Here is a 14,622-nt window from a genome sequence, read left to right as displayed (position 1 = left end):
GGTCAGGTCTTGCCACCCAGGTTTGGGCGAAGCTCGACGGTGGCCTTGAGCGTCAGCGGCACGCCCTTGCGCAAGGAACACACGCCCACCACCGAGCGCACATGGCGGCCACAAGCCGGGCCGAACAGCGCCAGCAACAGATCGGACGCCCCGTCGAGCACCTCCGCATGGGCCTCGAACTCGGGCACGGTGTTGAGCGAACCCTGCAGCTCGACGAACTGGGCCACCTCGTCGAGCGAGTCCAGCTCGGCACGCAGCGCCGCGATCAGCTCCAGCGCGGCCGAGCGCGCGAAGGCATAGCCCTGCTCGGCGCTGAACTCGCGCCCCAACTTGCCCCGGGGCAAAACCCCGTCGACCGGCGACGGCGCCTTGCCCGACAGGAACAGCAGGGAGCCACTGCGCAAGGCGGCGGCATAGCTGCCGACGGGCGCGCTGCAAGGCGGCAAGACCAAGCCCAGCTGGGCGAGACGTTGTTCGGCGGTCATGGGTTTGATCTTGGGTGTAGGGGGAGTGAACAGGTGAACAGGTGAACAGGTGAAGGGGCGGGTTCAGGCGGTGGGGGTGTTCTTGCGGTCGGGGTTCAGCTCGCGCCAGGCGTCGGAGCCGATCCAGCGCGCGCTGGGCTCGGGGCGCTCGCGCAGTCGATTGGCCACAGTCAGGGCCTGTGCTCGCAGCACCGGGTCGCGCTTGCCGATCTGGCGAAGCGCCCAGCTGACCGACTTCTTGACGAAGTTGCGCGGGTCGGCCGCGGCGGCTTCGATCAGGGGGAACTGGGCGGCAAAGGCAGCATCCGCGTAGACCTTGCCATGCACGGCCAGCACCGCCAGCAGCGAAAACGCCGCCCGCTTGACGAACTCCGGCTCGGCCACTGCCCAGGCCTCGATGCGCCCCCAGGCCAGCGGCGTGCGCCGAAAGGCATTGAGGCAGGCCTGGTCGCAGACATCCCAGGCCTGCATGCCCTGGGCCCAGTGGTCCATCTCGACCGCGCTCAGGCGCTCCGGATCGGCGAGCAAGGAAGCGAGGATCTGCGCATCCGGAATGCCGCTGTCCCAGAGCGCCAGCGCCAGCTCATGGTCGCAACCCAGCTCCTTGCCAAGCGCGCGCAAGGTGGGCACGGCCAGACCCAGGCGGCCAACCCCCGTCAGCCCAAACCGCGCCATGCCGGCCAGCTGCTCGGGGCGCGCCTCGGCTTGCAAGCGGGACAAGGTGGATTGCAGGCGCTGAGCGAGCGTGGGGCGGGATGGTGAGGAAGGAACGAGGCGAAGCTGTGGCTTGGCGGGCGGCATGGCGGGTTGGGGTTCGCTGGCTGGCTGGAGCTCAATCATGCATTCGAACACGGTGGCTGCGTATCTGCCGAGCCTGGGTGCGGAAACATGAGGCGCCTGCGAGCCGGCCAGGCTGGCGGTGTTGCCATGCAACAAGGAATGCGCCCGGCAGGACCTTCAGCACCAATTCCGAGTCAAATCATTCGCTTAGACTTCCGAGGCCATCCGGCGTTATGGCGCGCTCACGGCACTATGCAGCGCCGATTGGGCCACGTAGCCAAGTTAGCCCGAATCAAGACATGCCAGTCACTCCCTTCCACTTTGGTCTCGGCGCAGCGCTGCATTCCGCAGCGCCAAAGCGTGTGAGTTTTCTTTCGTTCTGCGCGGCGAATGTGCTCATTGATGTCGAATCGCTATACAACCTTGTCTTAGGCCAGCACCCAGTTCACGCGTTTATGCATACATTCGTCGGCGCTACGCTCATGGTTGTGGCGACCGTCGCGCTTTTCTTGGTCTTGCGGTCGTTCGCATCCAAGTTCTGGCTGCCAAATCCCTTCGGCTGGCAATCGCTGTTGGTTCCGCCTGTTGCGCTGGGTGCAGCTCTCGGCGCGTACTCGCACGTGGTGCTGGACAGCGTCATGCACGCCGACATTCAGCCGTTTTCCCCTTTCAGCTCAGCGAATCCCTTGCTTGGCGTGATTCCGCTCGGCACTTTGCACCTTGCACTGCTGGTGTTGGCGGCGCTTGGTGTCGCGGTCGTCGGCCTGCGCAGCTTGCATTCTGGTGGCGGCAATGCGAGCTAACCACCCCATCAAGGGGACAAATTCTGAGTGTCTGATGCTTTCCCGCCGTGCTGTTGTCACTCTGATTGCCACATCACCGCTTGCTGCCATGGCTGGGACTGAAACCGTCCCGCAGACCACTGTGAAGATCAGAACGCCTGAACAAGTGGCCTTCAGAAGCTTGGCCTTGCTTGCCGTTGTGCGGCATGCGCTGGCGCACCCAGGTGTTTCTGCCTGGGTCAAAGCCCATCAAGTCACGGCCTATTTGTCGAGGAGCGAAGCAGCCTTTCTCAAGAGCGTCAAGCCACCCAGGCAGGAGCGAATCGCGTTCAGCTGGCGCTCTGAGGCGCTCGTTCCCCTGCTGTGGGCGCTGCATCAAATCGACAAGATGCCACCGCCGAATACTCAGATGGACATGGCTGGCGTCGTCAATTCCAGCGGCATTTGGTCATCGCCGGCTGCTTTTGTTACGTCGGCCAAACTTCGCAGCCGGGATGCCTTGCTCGATGCCCGCCAGGATGCGCAAGAGGCCAACTGGAGGGCCAGAGATGCCCGCATCCACGGCCGCCCGACGCCCCCCGACCTTGACGCTGGAATCATCCAAGAGCGCCACCATGGGCTTAACTGGCTGGCAGGTGATAGCGGTGATGATTGGGACTTTGTAAGCACTGACACTTGATTCAAACGAATGCCATCTGTTGCCGCTGAAATTCAACGGTACGCATCACATGAACATCCCTCAGTTCCTCATTCTCGCCGCTACTGCCTTGGCATCTCTATCCGTCCAAGCGGCGGGCTTCAGCGCGATTCAGCTTGAGTCCGATGGTTCCAAGCTGAAGGTGCTGCGAACTGACGGCCGTGCCTTGTCGGCTCCCAAGTTCGACAACCAAGACGGATTCGAGAAACCAGCCATCTCTGCAGACTGGCGTCATGTCGGGTGGCTCGCGTTGTATCCGGATCAAGGAGCCTCGTACTCCCAGCCCATCGAATTGGTCGTGTTGGGTGCTTCAAACAAGATTCGGCGCTTCGCCGGACACTTCGGCATGGTGTACCAATGGTGCTTCAGCCCGCGAAGTGATGCCGTGGTCTATCGCTACCAGTTTCCCCATGGATCCACACCCATTGGCTTCGAAATGCGCCGGCTGAGCGATGGCAAGTTGATTCAGAGAGTGAAGCTCGAGCCCGTCCCGCCCGATGACGACGAGGCTGCTGTCATTCATGCCAAGGCACCGGCGTGGACCCGATGCGCCCAACGGGGCGCCGCTGCAAAGTGAAACCCAAGCCGAGTGAGTTTCCCAGGACCAAGCTGCTTTGGCCCTGGGTGGCGCCTGTTTCTGTCCTTGCTTTTGCCTTGGCTGCGGAGGGTGCCGGACATGCTTGGAATGTGCACGGCAACCTCATTGCGCTCATTCTTGTTTTCTCCGCAGCCCTGGTCATTGGGCTGATTTCGCTGCTCTTTGCACTGCCGCAGGCCATTCGCATGCTGTCGCGCTATCCATCGCTTCGCACAGCATCAAACTTTGTCGCCACGGGCCTGGCCCTTGCTTTCGTGGGGGTGGCGATGCTGCTGATCCTCTATGCCTTTTTCAAGGTCACTGCTTCGTGAACCGCGAGGCCTATCCGAGAACGTCCCCAAGGACCCTGCAGAGAATTCCCGCCGTTTCAAGCTCCAATAGCAAGACCTGACCCTTCGAGGTCTCACTCCTCACACCGTCTCGCCCATGAGCACCATCAAGCTGTCACAAGAAGCCCATGCCCTTCCTCTTCCGTGGAGATCCAAGGTGCTCGGCCATGTGGCTGGATCCAACATCAAGGTCTTGCGCATGGATGCCTCCGCGTATCCAAATGAAGTGCATGACTTTGTCGAAGCCCTGCTCGTGGTCGAAGGCCAGATGAAGTTGGAGATAGCCGGCAAGACTGTTTGCGTTCAGGCCGGCGAGGTTTTCATGGTTCCCGCTGGAACGCCACACGCCGTCGCCGCAGGAAGCCAAGGAACGCTGGTCATCATCGACCAGTGACGCCCCTGGATTTTTCCGTTCCATTGATTGATCAGCCCCCTGACCTCGGTCTCACCCTCCCATCCACCGGAGCCACCCATGAAAATCACCGTCTCCACCCTCGTCCCCGCCCCCTTGCCCGAGGTCTGGCTCGCCTACACCACGCCGGAGGACATCAAGGTCTGGAATACGGCCTCGCCGGATTGGCACACGACGGCGGCCACGGTGGACCTGCGGCCGGGCGGCAAGTTCTCCTCGCGCATGGAGGCCAAGGACGGCTCCTTCGGCTTTGATTTCGCGGGCGAGTACACGCAAGTCATTCCGCAACAGCGGATCGAGTATGTGTTTGGAGATCGCACCGGCTTGGTCGAATTCACCGAGAGCGCCGCGGGCATCCACGTAACGGTCACTTTTGACGGCGAAGCCACCCACTCGGAAGAACAACAGCGCTCGGGCTGGCAGGCGATCCTGGACAACTTTGCGTGCCATGTGAAGGGCAAAGTCGCCAGCGAGTAGGCATCAATCGTGGGCCCTTACCGGCCCGCATGTCTTAGCGTTCGCCGGCCAATGAGCGCCGACCAATTCCCTGACACCCCGCATGAAAAGCATCGCACTGATCGCTTTGGCCCTGTTCGAATTTGTTGCCCTCGCGCACGCCCAGGAGCCTGAACGCCGGCCGCCGGCGGGCATGGTGGGCGTGGTGCGTTTGCCCGGCATCTTCGGCGAGGGCCCCTGCGAGCGTTCTCAGTCCAAGGCCGTCCCCCTGTATTCCGCGCCTCGGGCAAGGGCGCCCATCGGCACGATAGAGGTGACCCGCCCGGCGCAGCTTGAACAGGACGGGGGGTGCAGCAGCCGGGACCTGGGTCTGCGAATGCGTGACGGCAAGGTGGCCGCAACATTGGCGACGATCGAGATCGAATACGAGCTGCCTGCCGCCATCGCCCTCGCCAAATCAGGCCCGTGGTGCCAGCTGCTTCTGCACTCGGGCACGGCCTGGATCCACGAGGAATGCGAAGCGGGCTTCATCTCGATCGAAGCGCTCTTGGCCGACAAGCCGCTCTACCTGCTGGAGGGCGCCATCGATCAGGCCCGCAGCCAGCCAGGCGGCTCAGGTGCCATGCCTTCGGGCCTGCAAGCCAGCGCTCGCAACCACGGCCAGCAGCCTCTGTCGGCCCGCTTGCTGGGCCACAAAACCGTCGGTGGTCACACCTGGCTGCACTTGGAAGCGAGCTGGGGCAATGACTGCGAACGCAGTCCGTCACCGCAGGAGGTGTTCGAGCTTTGGTTGCCTTTGCGTGATGCCAGCGGGCGGCCGCAGGTCTGGTTCCATTCGCGTGGCTGCTAAAGCGCCTGCCGGTAGCGCTGCCCTTTGAAGCGCAGCACCAGCTCACGCACGCCAATCTGTTCAAGCACATGATCAGGGCCGAGCTTGGCGCCTTCGCGCAGGACCTCGCCGTTGGCGATCACGAAACGGCTGGCCGGGTCTTCGGAGTAGACGGAACCGCTGATCGCCAGCTTGGGCAGTTCGCGGCGGATGCTCTCGGGCAGCTCGGCCAGGCGCGGGATGGGCGCCGCCTCCACTGCGGCCGTGACCGCGGGAGCAGCAGCAGCGGCAGGCGGCTTGGCCGGAACGATAGGCGGCGGCGCGATGAGCGGCACTGTAGACACTGCCGCTGGAGCGGGCGACGACGCCAACGCTGCGGGTGCGGCAGAGATCGCAGCTTGATGCGGCACTTGAGGCAGCGGCCTTGGCATCGCTTCGGCACGGCCCTGCGGCGCCGCGGACTCGGCTTGTCGCAACGGTGGCGCAAGGGGCAGCTCCGCCGGGCTGCTGGCCCACCAGCTGCCCGCGCCCACGCCCACGCCAGCCAACAGCAACAAGACGCCGCCACCGGCCCAGGGCCACCAGCGGTGTGGGCTGACAGCAGCACCAGCCGCTGCAGCACCGCCCGCGGATGGCTGGGCGTGCAGGCCAGGCACGTGGCCGCGCTCACGTTCGCGGTCGGCTTCGGCACGGCGCAGGGCGTCGAGGATGTAGGACATGGCGGCTCGGTTGATCGGTCTGTTTGTAGGTCGGTCTGTCGCCAGCTTCGTTCAGCGCGCCGGGTCCAGGCGCGGTTCACTCACGCCGGCGGCCCGGTTGAGCTGCATCAGCGTGATCGGGCCGATGCGGCCGTCCGGCTGCAGGCCTTGGCTGGCCTGGAAAGCCTGGATGCGTGGGCTCAGCTCGGCCCAGCTGGGCGACGCAGCGGAGCTGGCCGGCACGGCGCTACCGGCCAAAGGGTCCAGATGGCCAGCCAGCCACTCGCGCAGCGGCCCGGCATTGACGGCGCGTTCGACATAGCCCGGCGGTGCACGCCAGAGGGTGCTGAACTCACCGCGCCAGACGGTGGCCAACTCCGCCAGCGCCAGCCGACGCGGCCGGCCCTCCACCCACAGCGTCACATCCTGCCCGTCCAGCCCCACCAGCGCGGCCAAGGCCGGCGGCTGGCCGCGGCGTTGCAAGGTCATGAGCACCGGCCGGTCCATCAAGCGGATCAGGGACAGGCTGCCGCTCACGCTGCGGTAGCACTGCAGGCCCTGCAGCAAGGCCGCGTCGCAAGGCTTTACCTCGTTCGGCGCCAGCTGCAGGCCCCAGCGCTGGGCCAGTGCGGCCCAAGCGGCGGCGTCCGAAGCGGTCCAGTCGGCCAGCTGCAGCGGCTCGGCAGCGGGTATCGCGGGCGGCTGCACGCTGCTGGCGGCTGAGGCTGGCGGCACGGCGGGCACAGCCGCTGAACTCGCTGCCGTTGCGGCGCTGGAGGCAGCAGGGGTCGCCGCGGCCACCGCAGCGGCGACGGCGCCGGGCTTTCCGCGGCCCGCCTGCGACTGCATCTGCAGCGCCCAGCTCAGCCCTGCGCCGACCACCGCCACCGCCGTCAGCAGGGCCAGGCCACTACCCACCCGGCGCAGCCCGCGCCCCGGGGCCGCCGGTGGCGCATCGAACACCTCGGCCGCGGCCTGACGCACGATGGCCGGCGTGACCGTGGCCTGGCTGCCCGCGTAAGCGCCCAGCAGCGCGCGATCGCAGAGCAGGTTGATGCGACGCGGCACACCGCGGGTCAGGCGGTGGACCCAGCGCAGGGCGGCGCGGTCCAGGGGCAGCGGGCCCGTGAGGCCGGCCACCTTCATGCGGTGCTGGATGTATTGGGCCGTTTCGGCCTCGGACAGGGCGCCCAGATGGAAGCGCGCAATCACACGCTGGGCCAGCTGCTCCAGCTCCGGCCGAGCCAGCATGCCGCGCAGCTCGGGTTGGCCGATCAGCACCACCTGCAGCAGCTTGCGCGTGGCGGTTTCGAGATTGGTCAGCAGGCGCAGCTGCTCCAGCACATCGGCCGAGAGGTTCTGCGCCTCGTCGATGATCAAAACGTTGTTGCGGCCGGCCGCATGCTGGGCCAGCAAGAAGGCATTGAGCGGGTCGAGGTAGTCCTTGACCGTCTGCGCGCCCGCGGGCACCGGCACATGGAACTCGTCGCAAATGGCCTGCAGCAGCTCGCTGACGGTGAGCTTGGGGTTGAAGATGTAGGCGACGTTGCAGTTCTTGGGGATCTGCTCCAGAAAGCAGCGGCAGACCGTGGTCTTGCCGGCGCCGATTTCGCCGGTGAGCAGCACGAAGCCGCCGCCGCCGTCCAAGCCATAGAGCAGATGGGCCAGGGCCTCGCGGTGGCGCTCGCTCATGAACAGGTAATGGGGATCCGGCGCGATCGAAAACGGTGCTTGCTTCAGGCCGAAATAGGACGCGTACATGGGGCGGCAGGATAACCGCTGGCCCGGCTGGCGCTGCGGGTCGCCAGCAAACCCGGCTTGGCGGCTTTCGGTGCGATAGGCGCATGGCATCCACCACAAAGCGCCTAAGCTCAGGAGCGCCCCGCATAGGCAAGACTTGGCCAATCGCCCCACAATCCCCCATCTTCATTTCCGCTGCCTTGGACCCCGCCGGGCCGAGGCGGCGCACCGAGCGAGACCATGAACCAGCCTTTTTCCGCCCACCACGCCGCCCTGCTGCGCCCGACCACCCTGGCCCGCGCCGCGGCGCTGAGCCTGGCCCTGATGAGCGCCGGTGGCGCGAGCACCTGGCTGCCCACGGCCCAGGCAGCCGCCAGCGCCACGGCCAGCGTGGCCTGGCAGCCGGCGGCCGGTGATGCCGACATCGAACGCGCCTTTGCCCAGGCGCGCGCCGAGAAGAAGCCGGTGCTGCTGTACTGGGGCGCCAAATGGTGCCCGCCTTGCAACCAGCTGAAGGCCACCCTGTTCAACCGCGTGGATTTCATCGAGCAGACGCGCGCCATCGTGCCGGTGCACATCGACGGCGACCTGCCTGGCGCGCAGAAGCTGGGCACGCGCTTCAAGGTGCGCGGCTACCCGACCATGATTCTGTTCAACCCCGAGGGCCAGGAGCTGACCCGCCTGCCGGGCGAGATCGATGCGCCCCAGGTGATCAAGGTGCTGCAGCTGGGCCTGGCCGGTGGCCGCCCGGTCAAGAGCGTGCTGGCCGATGCGAAGGCCGGCAAGAAGCTGAACGCCAACGAATGGCGCCTGCTGAGCTTCTACTCCTGGGAAACCGACGAACAACAGCTGGTGCCGCCGGCCGAGCTGCCGGGCTTGCTGGCCCAGCTGGCCGGTGCCGCCCAAGGCGTGGACGGCGAGGCCGGCACGCGCCTGTGGCTCAAGGCCGTCTCGGCCAACGACAGCGGCAAGGCGCTGAAGGTGGACGCCGCCCTGCGCGAGCGCGTGAGCAAGGTGCTGGAGAGCCCCGAGCAAAGCCGCGCCTTGATGGACGTGATCACCAACGGCGCGCCCGACATCGTCAAGACCCTGGCGCCGGCCGCCGGCCCGGAGCGCACGGCCTTGCTGGCCCAGTTCGACACGGTGCTCAAGCGCCTGGAGGGCGACGCCAGCCTGTCGCGCGGCGACCGCCTGCAGTCCCTGCTGGCGCGCGTGCAACTGGCCCGCCTCGATGTGGCGCCGACCGAACTGCACCCCAAGCTGAGCCCGGCCCTGCTCAAGGAAGTGAAAGACCACGCCGCCCGTGCCGACCGCGAGATCACCGATGGCTACGAGCGCCAGGCCGTGATCACCTCGGCCGCCTATCTGTTGGGCCAGGCCGGCCAGTGGAAGGACAGCGACGATCTGCTCAAGGCCAGCCTGAGCAAGAGCCACTCGCCCTACTACCTGATGAGCTCGCTGGGCGGCAACGCCAAGAAGCAAGGCCGCAAGGACGAGGCCCTGAAGTGGTTTGAGGAGGCCTTCAACAAGAGCGAAGGCCCGGCCACGCGCCTGCAGTGGGGTTCGGGCTATTTCGCCGCCCTGACCGAGCTGGCGCCGCAGGACGCGGCCCGCATCGAAAAAACCGCCGCCCAGCTCTTCAGCGAAGCCGCGCAGGACAAGGGCAGCTTCTACGAGCGCAGCGCCCGCTCGCTACAGAAGGTGGGCAGCTCGCTGGCCAAATGGAACGACAAGGGCCAGCATGACGCCGTGCTGGGCCGCCTGAAGACCCAGCTGGACGGCATCTGCGCCAAGGTGGACACGGCCGACAAGCAGCGCGAGACCTGCGAAGCCTTGGTGAAGGCGCCGGGCAAAAAGGCCTGATGAGCGCAGAGCAGGCCGCCGGGCTGTTTGCCCTGGTGTGCGCCGGCGTCTGCGCCTTTCAGGTGGCGCTGATCCTGGGCGCACCCTGGGGCGAGTTCACGCTGGGCGGGCGCTGGCGCGGCCGCCTGCCAGCACGGGTGCGGCTGATCCCGGCCTTCTCCCTGCTGCTGCTGCTGGGCTTCATCGCCATCATGCTGGCGCGCGCCGGCCTGCTGCCGGGCCTGGCTCCTGAGCTCGGCCCCGGCTGGGCCTGGGGCGTGGTGGGCTATTGCGCGCTCGGCTGCGTCGCCAATGCCGCCACGCCCAGCCCGCGCGAACGCAAGATCTGGCTGCCGGTGCTGCTGGGCATGACGGCCTTGAGCCTGCGCGTGGCGACTGCCTGAGCGGCAGGTCGGCTGGGCGGCCCCGACCGCGGGGCCTAGCGATCAGCGCGGTTGCTCGACGATGACTTCCGGGTCGAGCGTGAAGGTGGCCTGGCGTGCGCCGATCTTGACCGTCAGCACCACACTGACCTCGTACGCGCACTCGGTGTTTGACACCGAGGTGATCAGCGGCTGGCTGCTCAGAAACTGGATCGCTCCGTCTTCATTGGAGGTAAGGAACTGCGTGCCGGCGAAGACGATAGGCGTGACGCTGTTCTCGCCGTCTTTCACCGTGGATGTGGTGAAGGGAAAAGCGGCAGGCGGCGTGCCGCGCAGCAGCGCGGCCTGCACCACGGCCGAGATCAGCTCGACCTGGTATTCGGCGGTACTGCCATTGCTATTGGCCAGGACCTGCACATTCAAGTTCTGGGCGGACTGCATGACATAGGCGCCCGCACGCGCGCCGGAATTGCAGAACAGGCTTTGCAGGCTGCTCTCGTTGCTCAAGTCAAACCACAGCTCGCGCCCTTGCTGTTCGACATGGAAGTTCAGCTTCAGGCGTGCTGCGGCTTGGGCTGCGGGGACGTTCTCGATCGGGCTCATGATGATTGCTTCTCCTTGGGGCTCCACTGGTGGTAGCGCGAATCACGTCGCAGCGCGGCCAGATCGGCCTCCTGCTCGATGAAATGCGCCGGGTAACCCTGGGTTCGCGCTTGCAGCAGGCGGATCAAGGCCTGCTCACGGTCGCCGCTGAGTTCGGCCGCGACGGCCGTGCGGAACAAGACATCCGGCGCTTGCGGCGCCAGAGCCAGGGCTTTCTGCGACCAGAGGCGCGCGCGCCCCGGGTCATTGATGCGGGCGGCATACAAAGCAGCCCGGCTGAATGGCACGCTGTCCTGGGCATGGCGTTCCAGCAAGGGCAGCAGCTGCTCCAAGGCATGGCGGTAGGCGCGTTTGGCGTCCTCGCCGCGCCCCGGCAGCACACGCAAGGTGTCGGCCAGATTGGCCCACATGCGGTAGTCGTTGGGCCGGCCCTTCTCGGCCGACAGGGCCCGCTCAAAGGCCACGGCCGCTTCCGCATAGCGCGCGCGGCCAAAGAGCACATTGCCCAGATTGGTGTAAAGCTGGCTGCTGGGCCGTAGACCCAAGCCTTGCTGCAAGACCGTCTGAGCCTCTTCCAGACGGTTGGAGCGGACCAAGACGGCACTCAGATTGGCATAGCCGGACACGGCATGGGGCACGGCCGCGATCACACGCCGGAACACGGCCTCGGCCTCGGCCAAGGCATTCTGTTCATAGAGCAGCTGACCCATGCCGTTCAAGAGCAGGGCCTGGTCGGGATGGAAAGACAGCCCGCGTTCGAGCAAGGCCCGCGCAGGCCCCGCCCGCCCGCGCGCCAGCTCCAGCATGGCGTAGCCGTGCAAGGCCAGGTCGGACTGCCCGTCCAGCTGCAAGGCCTGCTCGAAAGCCTGCGCCGAAGCCTCGGGCTTGCCTTGCAGGCGCAAGACTTGGGCTTGCGCGATGTGCGACAGCGCCAGCTGGTCTTCAAAAGCCAGCGCTTGCTGGGCGCTGGCATCGGCCCGCTGCAGCCAGGCTTCATCACGGGACTCCTGGCTGTACTTGCTGGCGTAGACCAGGGCCAGCAGGGCCTGGGTGCGGGCGTTCTTCGGCTGATCGCTCGCCACCGATTCGAGCTGGGCGGCGATGCGGTCGAGCGCCACGCCCTCTTCCTCCAGGTTGCGGTACAGCTGCTCGGCCTGCGCCAGACGCACCGGCCAGGGCGGCTGGCTCAGCGCTTCGCCCTGCCAGCGCCAAGCCGCCAGGCCGAGCAAGCTCAGCAAGAGGCCGGTGGCCAGCAGCATGCGCAGGCGGGTGGCTCGCGCTGGCTGCAAGGAACCCGGCAAGCTCAGCCAGCGCTTGGCCGCAGCGCGCTGCACCGGCAGCAAGGCCCTGCCCTGACTCTGGGCCACAAGCGCCTTCAGCGCCTGGCTGACTTCGAGCATGCTGGCCGGCCGCAGCGCGGGCTGGCGGCTGACCATGCGCTGCACCAGGGCGGCCAGTGGCGCCAAGCCGGCCGGCAGCTCGGGCAGGGCCAGGATCAGCTCGCTGCCATGCAGCTTGTGGTGGGCCAGGGCCAGGGGGTCAGGCTCCATGAAGGCGCGCTGGCCGCTGAGCATCTCGCCCAGCACCAGGCCCAGGGCATAGATGTCGCTGGCCACGCTGGCCGGCCGGCCCAGCATTTGCTCGGGCGCCATATAAGCCAGGGTGCCGGACACCTGGGGCTGGCCTGTAGGGTTGTTGGCAATGCTGCCCGGCCCCAGGGTGGCCATGCGGTCGATCAGGCGGGCGACGCCGAAGTCGAGGATGCGAAGCTGGCCGCCTTCATCCACCATCAGATTGCCGGGCTTGATGTCGCCGTGGGCGATGTTCAACTGGTGGGCCTCGGCCAGGGCCTCGCTGGCCTGCAGCGCCCATTGCACAGCCTGCTCGACCGGCAGCGGGCCGGCGGCCAGCACCCGGCTCAGGCTGCGGCCCTGGACCCGCTCCATGACGATATGGCCAGCGCCCTGGTCGACGAAGACGTCGTAGACGGTGACAAAGGCGCGGTGGCTGACACGAGCGGCCAAGCGCGCTTCCTGCACCCAGGCTTCGGCATCACCACCCGCGCCGACCTGAAGGTTCAGGCGTTTGAGGGCCACGCTGCGTTGCAGGCGGCTGTCCCAGGCCGCAAAGACGGAGCCGTAGCCGCCCTCGCCGAGCAGCTCGCCCAATTCGTAACGGGCAAAGTCCACGCGCCCGCTGCTGGGCACGCGAACCACCGGCCGCAGCGCATGGGGCGTCATAGGCGCCGTGGCTGCATCCGCCAAATTGTCAGCCCCGTCCACCATGCGCTGCGCGTCCCCAAGCTTCGAGTGATGTTTCAGATTGAAACAGGTCGCCCCGAACTAACGCGACAGTTGCGGGGTGTCCGCGTCATTCTCAGCGGCGGCAGGCCGCCAAGCCCTCAGGGTTTGCACCGGACGCCCCCAGTTTGGAAACCGAGGGGCGCCAGGCGCTCAGGGGCAGTTGCGCGGGTTGCTGGTATTGCCGCTCAGCTTCTGCAGCTGCAGCAAGGTCAGCAGCTGGCCGTCCTCGCCGCGCAGCTCCAGTTGCAGGCCCGGCACGCTGTCCAGATTGGACGGCGGCAAGACCTTGACCGTGCCGGTGGCCAGCACCGGTTGGATCAGCTTGGCGTTGAGGTAGCCACCGAAATACAGCGGCGCGGCGCTGCCCACCTGGCCCCACTCTGCCGTGTAACTCACGCGCGGGCAGCCGCCTTCCAGGCTCAGCTTGTTGCCTTCGAAGCTGAGCACCCATTCGGGCTTGCCACTGCTGTCGCTGGCGTATTGGATCTTGGTGGTGCCCGGGTGATCGACGGCCACGGCACTGGTGTTGAGCACCGGCGGCTGGCAATTGAGCATGCCGGCCCAGCTTGCGCTACAGACTGGCACCGGCTGAGCCCCGGCCTGGCTTACAAACTCGCGCGACTCGGCGGGGCGGCCGGTCCCCCCGACACCCGGACCGCAGGCACTCAACAGCGCCGCGATCGTGAGCGCCAACACATGCTTGGGTTTCACGGCTTCTCCCCCTCGTTCATCGATTCAGAATAGAAATACACACCGAAACGCGCCCGCTGGTTTCTGTCGCCGCTGGGCGCGGTCTTGGCGTCTTCATCAAAACGGATCTGGGCCTCGCGCAGCACTTGCTTCAAGGCCTGGGGCCAGGCTTGGCGCGCAACCTCATGCAGCTGCTGAGCAGAGGCTGCGGTGATCTCATCCACGAACACCGCCTGCTCCAGGAACTTGGCCTCGCCCTGCAGGTTGGCGCTGGCGGCGGCCAGGGCGTCGCTCATATTGTTGGCATACATCCAGGCCATCTCTTCCATGCCCTGGTGGGGCGTGAAGCCCGCTTCGTTGAGGCGCAGGCCCTCGGCGCTTTCCTCAACGCCGCCCAGGCGCAAGAGTTCATCCAACAACGCACGCGGGCGGACATCGCTGCTGACGCGCGCGACCAGGGCGTCAAAGCTGTCCTCGCTGCCGCTGCGCGGCAACACGCGCGGCTGGCCCTGGGCATCGACAAAAGGCGGCAGATTGAGCCAGACACCTACCACCTCGGCGGCCAAGCTCAGCGGGCGGGCCAGCTCGGCCTCGTCCACCTTGGGCTCGGCCGGGCGGGTCAGGTGGCGCACATCGCGGCGGTGCACGCCGGAGAGCAGGCTCAGGGCGCTGTCGGTCTGCGGCATCTGGCGCTCTTGCAGCTCGCGCTGCGCGGCCGCCAGGAACTCGGCCTTGAGCGCCTGCGCAAACGCCGGATAGGCCACGCCGCGCTTGACCAACATGCGGATCAGCGGCCGCATCACCTTGAGGCTGGCTTCCAGGGTCAGCGTCGCGACGGACTTCTTCATCATCAACAAAGTCATCGGGCAGGGCTCCGCCGGGCGATGCTGCGGGTGGAAATCAGACGATGGGCCTGATGCAAGGCAATCAGCATGGCGATGGGCAAGCTTGGAAGGTCCATGCAGCCCTGGGGCCGCGAAGATGGTGTGGGACAT

At 66.6% G+C, this 14,622-nt stretch carries 17 protein-coding genes; 9 read left to right on the top strand and 8 right to left on the bottom strand.

The features are described from left to right. Positions 1 to 2: 2 nt before the first annotated feature. Both LNV28_RS06460 and LNV28_RS06455 read right to left on the bottom strand, forming a co-directional pair. Complete coding sequence (locus tag LNV28_RS06460) at positions 3 to 485, bottom strand: RidA family protein (RefSeq protein ID WP_263515874.1); 483 nt, start codon at positions 483 to 485, stop codon at positions 3 to 5. A gap of 63 nt (positions 486 to 548) precedes the next feature. Further along, a complete protein-coding gene (locus LNV28_RS06455) occupies positions 549 to 1,205 on the bottom strand; it encodes a DNA alkylation repair protein (RefSeq protein WP_263515875.1) in 657 nt (218 codons plus the stop codon). 359 nt (positions 1,206 to 1,564) lie between these two features. Between LNV28_RS06455 and LNV28_RS06450 the strand changes: the two genes are divergently transcribed. From LNV28_RS06450 to LNV28_RS06420, 7 genes are all read left to right on the top strand, one after another. After that, positions 1,565 to 2,068, top strand: coding sequence for a hypothetical protein (locus LNV28_RS06450; RefSeq protein ID WP_263515876.1), 504 nt, complete (start codon positions 1,565 to 1,567; stop codon positions 2,066 to 2,068). Between the two features lie 34 nt (positions 2,069 to 2,102). Further along, positions 2,103 to 2,726: a DUF4272 domain-containing protein gene (locus LNV28_RS06445; RefSeq protein ID WP_263515877.1), complete on the top strand. Its 624-nt coding sequence runs from the start codon at positions 2,103 to 2,105 to the stop codon at positions 2,724 to 2,726. Between the two features lie 49 nt (positions 2,727 to 2,775). After that, positions 2,776 to 3,321 (top strand): hypothetical protein, encoded by a 546-nt coding sequence (locus LNV28_RS06440; RefSeq protein ID WP_263515878.1) that lies wholly within the window; start codon positions 2,776 to 2,778, stop codon positions 3,319 to 3,321. Next, positions 3,318 to 3,653, top strand: a complete 336-nt coding sequence (locus LNV28_RS06435) for a hypothetical protein (protein ID WP_263515879.1) — start codon at positions 3,318 to 3,320, stop codon at positions 3,651 to 3,653. The genes LNV28_RS06440 and LNV28_RS06435 overlap by 4 nt, the downstream gene beginning before the upstream one ends. Positions 3,654 to 3,768: 115 nt before the next feature. Then, positions 3,769 to 4,065 carry a cupin domain-containing protein gene (locus tag LNV28_RS06430; protein ID WP_263515880.1) on the top strand — a complete coding sequence of 99 codons (297 nt, stop codon included), beginning with the start codon at positions 3,769 to 3,771 and terminating at the stop codon, positions 4,063 to 4,065. A gap of 78 nt (positions 4,066 to 4,143) precedes the next feature. Further along, positions 4,144 to 4,560 (top strand): SRPBCC domain-containing protein, encoded by a 417-nt coding sequence (locus tag LNV28_RS06425; protein WP_263515881.1) that lies wholly within the window; start codon positions 4,144 to 4,146, stop codon positions 4,558 to 4,560. Between the two features lie 82 nt (positions 4,561 to 4,642). After that, positions 4,643 to 5,389 carry a hypothetical protein gene (locus LNV28_RS06420; protein WP_263515882.1) on the top strand — a complete coding sequence of 249 codons (747 nt, stop codon included), beginning with the start codon at positions 4,643 to 4,645 and terminating at the stop codon, positions 5,387 to 5,389. Here LNV28_RS06420 and LNV28_RS06415 read toward each other — a convergent pair. Together LNV28_RS06415 and LNV28_RS06410 are read right to left on the bottom strand one after the other, a co-directional pair. Further along, positions 5,386 to 6,087 carry a general secretion pathway protein GspB gene (locus LNV28_RS06415; protein ID WP_263515883.1) on the bottom strand — a complete coding sequence of 234 codons (702 nt, stop codon included), beginning with the start codon at positions 6,085 to 6,087 and terminating at the stop codon, positions 5,386 to 5,388. The two genes, LNV28_RS06420 and LNV28_RS06415, sit on opposite strands and share 4 nt — an antisense overlap. Before the next feature lie 51 nt (positions 6,088 to 6,138). Continuing rightward, positions 6,139 to 7,827, bottom strand: coding sequence for an ExeA family protein (locus LNV28_RS06410; protein ID WP_263515884.1), 1,689 nt, complete (start codon positions 7,825 to 7,827; stop codon positions 6,139 to 6,141). 219 nt (positions 7,828 to 8,046) lie between these two features. Here LNV28_RS06410 and LNV28_RS06405 point away from each other — a divergent pair, with 219 nt between their 5' ends. Beyond that, entirely contained in the window at positions 8,047 to 9,669 is a 1,623-nt protein-coding gene (locus LNV28_RS06405; protein WP_263515885.1) for a thioredoxin family protein, read from the top strand. Continuing rightward, positions 9,669 to 10,052, top strand: coding sequence for a hypothetical protein (locus tag LNV28_RS06400; RefSeq protein WP_263515886.1), 384 nt, complete (start codon positions 9,669 to 9,671; stop codon positions 10,050 to 10,052). The genes LNV28_RS06405 and LNV28_RS06400 overlap by 1 nt, the downstream gene beginning before the upstream one ends. Before the next feature lie 42 nt (positions 10,053 to 10,094). Here LNV28_RS06400 and LNV28_RS06395 read toward each other — a convergent pair whose 3' ends face one another. The 4 genes from LNV28_RS06395 to LNV28_RS06380 form a co-directional block, all read right to left on the bottom strand. Beyond that, positions 10,095 to 10,634 (bottom strand): hypothetical protein, encoded by a 540-nt coding sequence (locus LNV28_RS06395; protein ID WP_263515887.1) that lies wholly within the window; start codon positions 10,632 to 10,634, stop codon positions 10,095 to 10,097. After that, complete coding sequence (locus LNV28_RS06390) at positions 10,631 to 12,874, bottom strand: serine/threonine-protein kinase (RefSeq protein WP_263515888.1); 2,244 nt, start codon at positions 12,872 to 12,874, stop codon at positions 10,631 to 10,633. The genes LNV28_RS06395 and LNV28_RS06390 overlap by 4 nt, the downstream gene beginning before the upstream one ends. A 213-nt stretch (positions 12,875 to 13,087) precedes the next feature. Beyond that, entirely contained in the window at positions 13,088 to 13,648 is a 561-nt protein-coding gene (locus LNV28_RS06385; protein ID WP_263515889.1) for a hypothetical protein, read from the bottom strand. Then, positions 13,645 to 14,490 (bottom strand): DUF6502 family protein, encoded by an 846-nt coding sequence (locus LNV28_RS06380; protein ID WP_263568751.1) that lies wholly within the window; start codon positions 14,488 to 14,490, stop codon positions 13,645 to 13,647. The genes LNV28_RS06385 and LNV28_RS06380 overlap by 4 nt, the downstream gene beginning before the upstream one ends. Positions 14,491 to 14,622: the final 132 nt, after the last annotated feature.

Source organism: Paucibacter sp. DJ2R-2 (assembly GCF_025717675.1).
Classification (GTDB): Bacteria; Pseudomonadota; Gammaproteobacteria; order Burkholderiales; family Burkholderiaceae_C; genus Paucibacter_A.
This window is presented reverse-complemented; position numbering and strand designations above follow the sequence as displayed.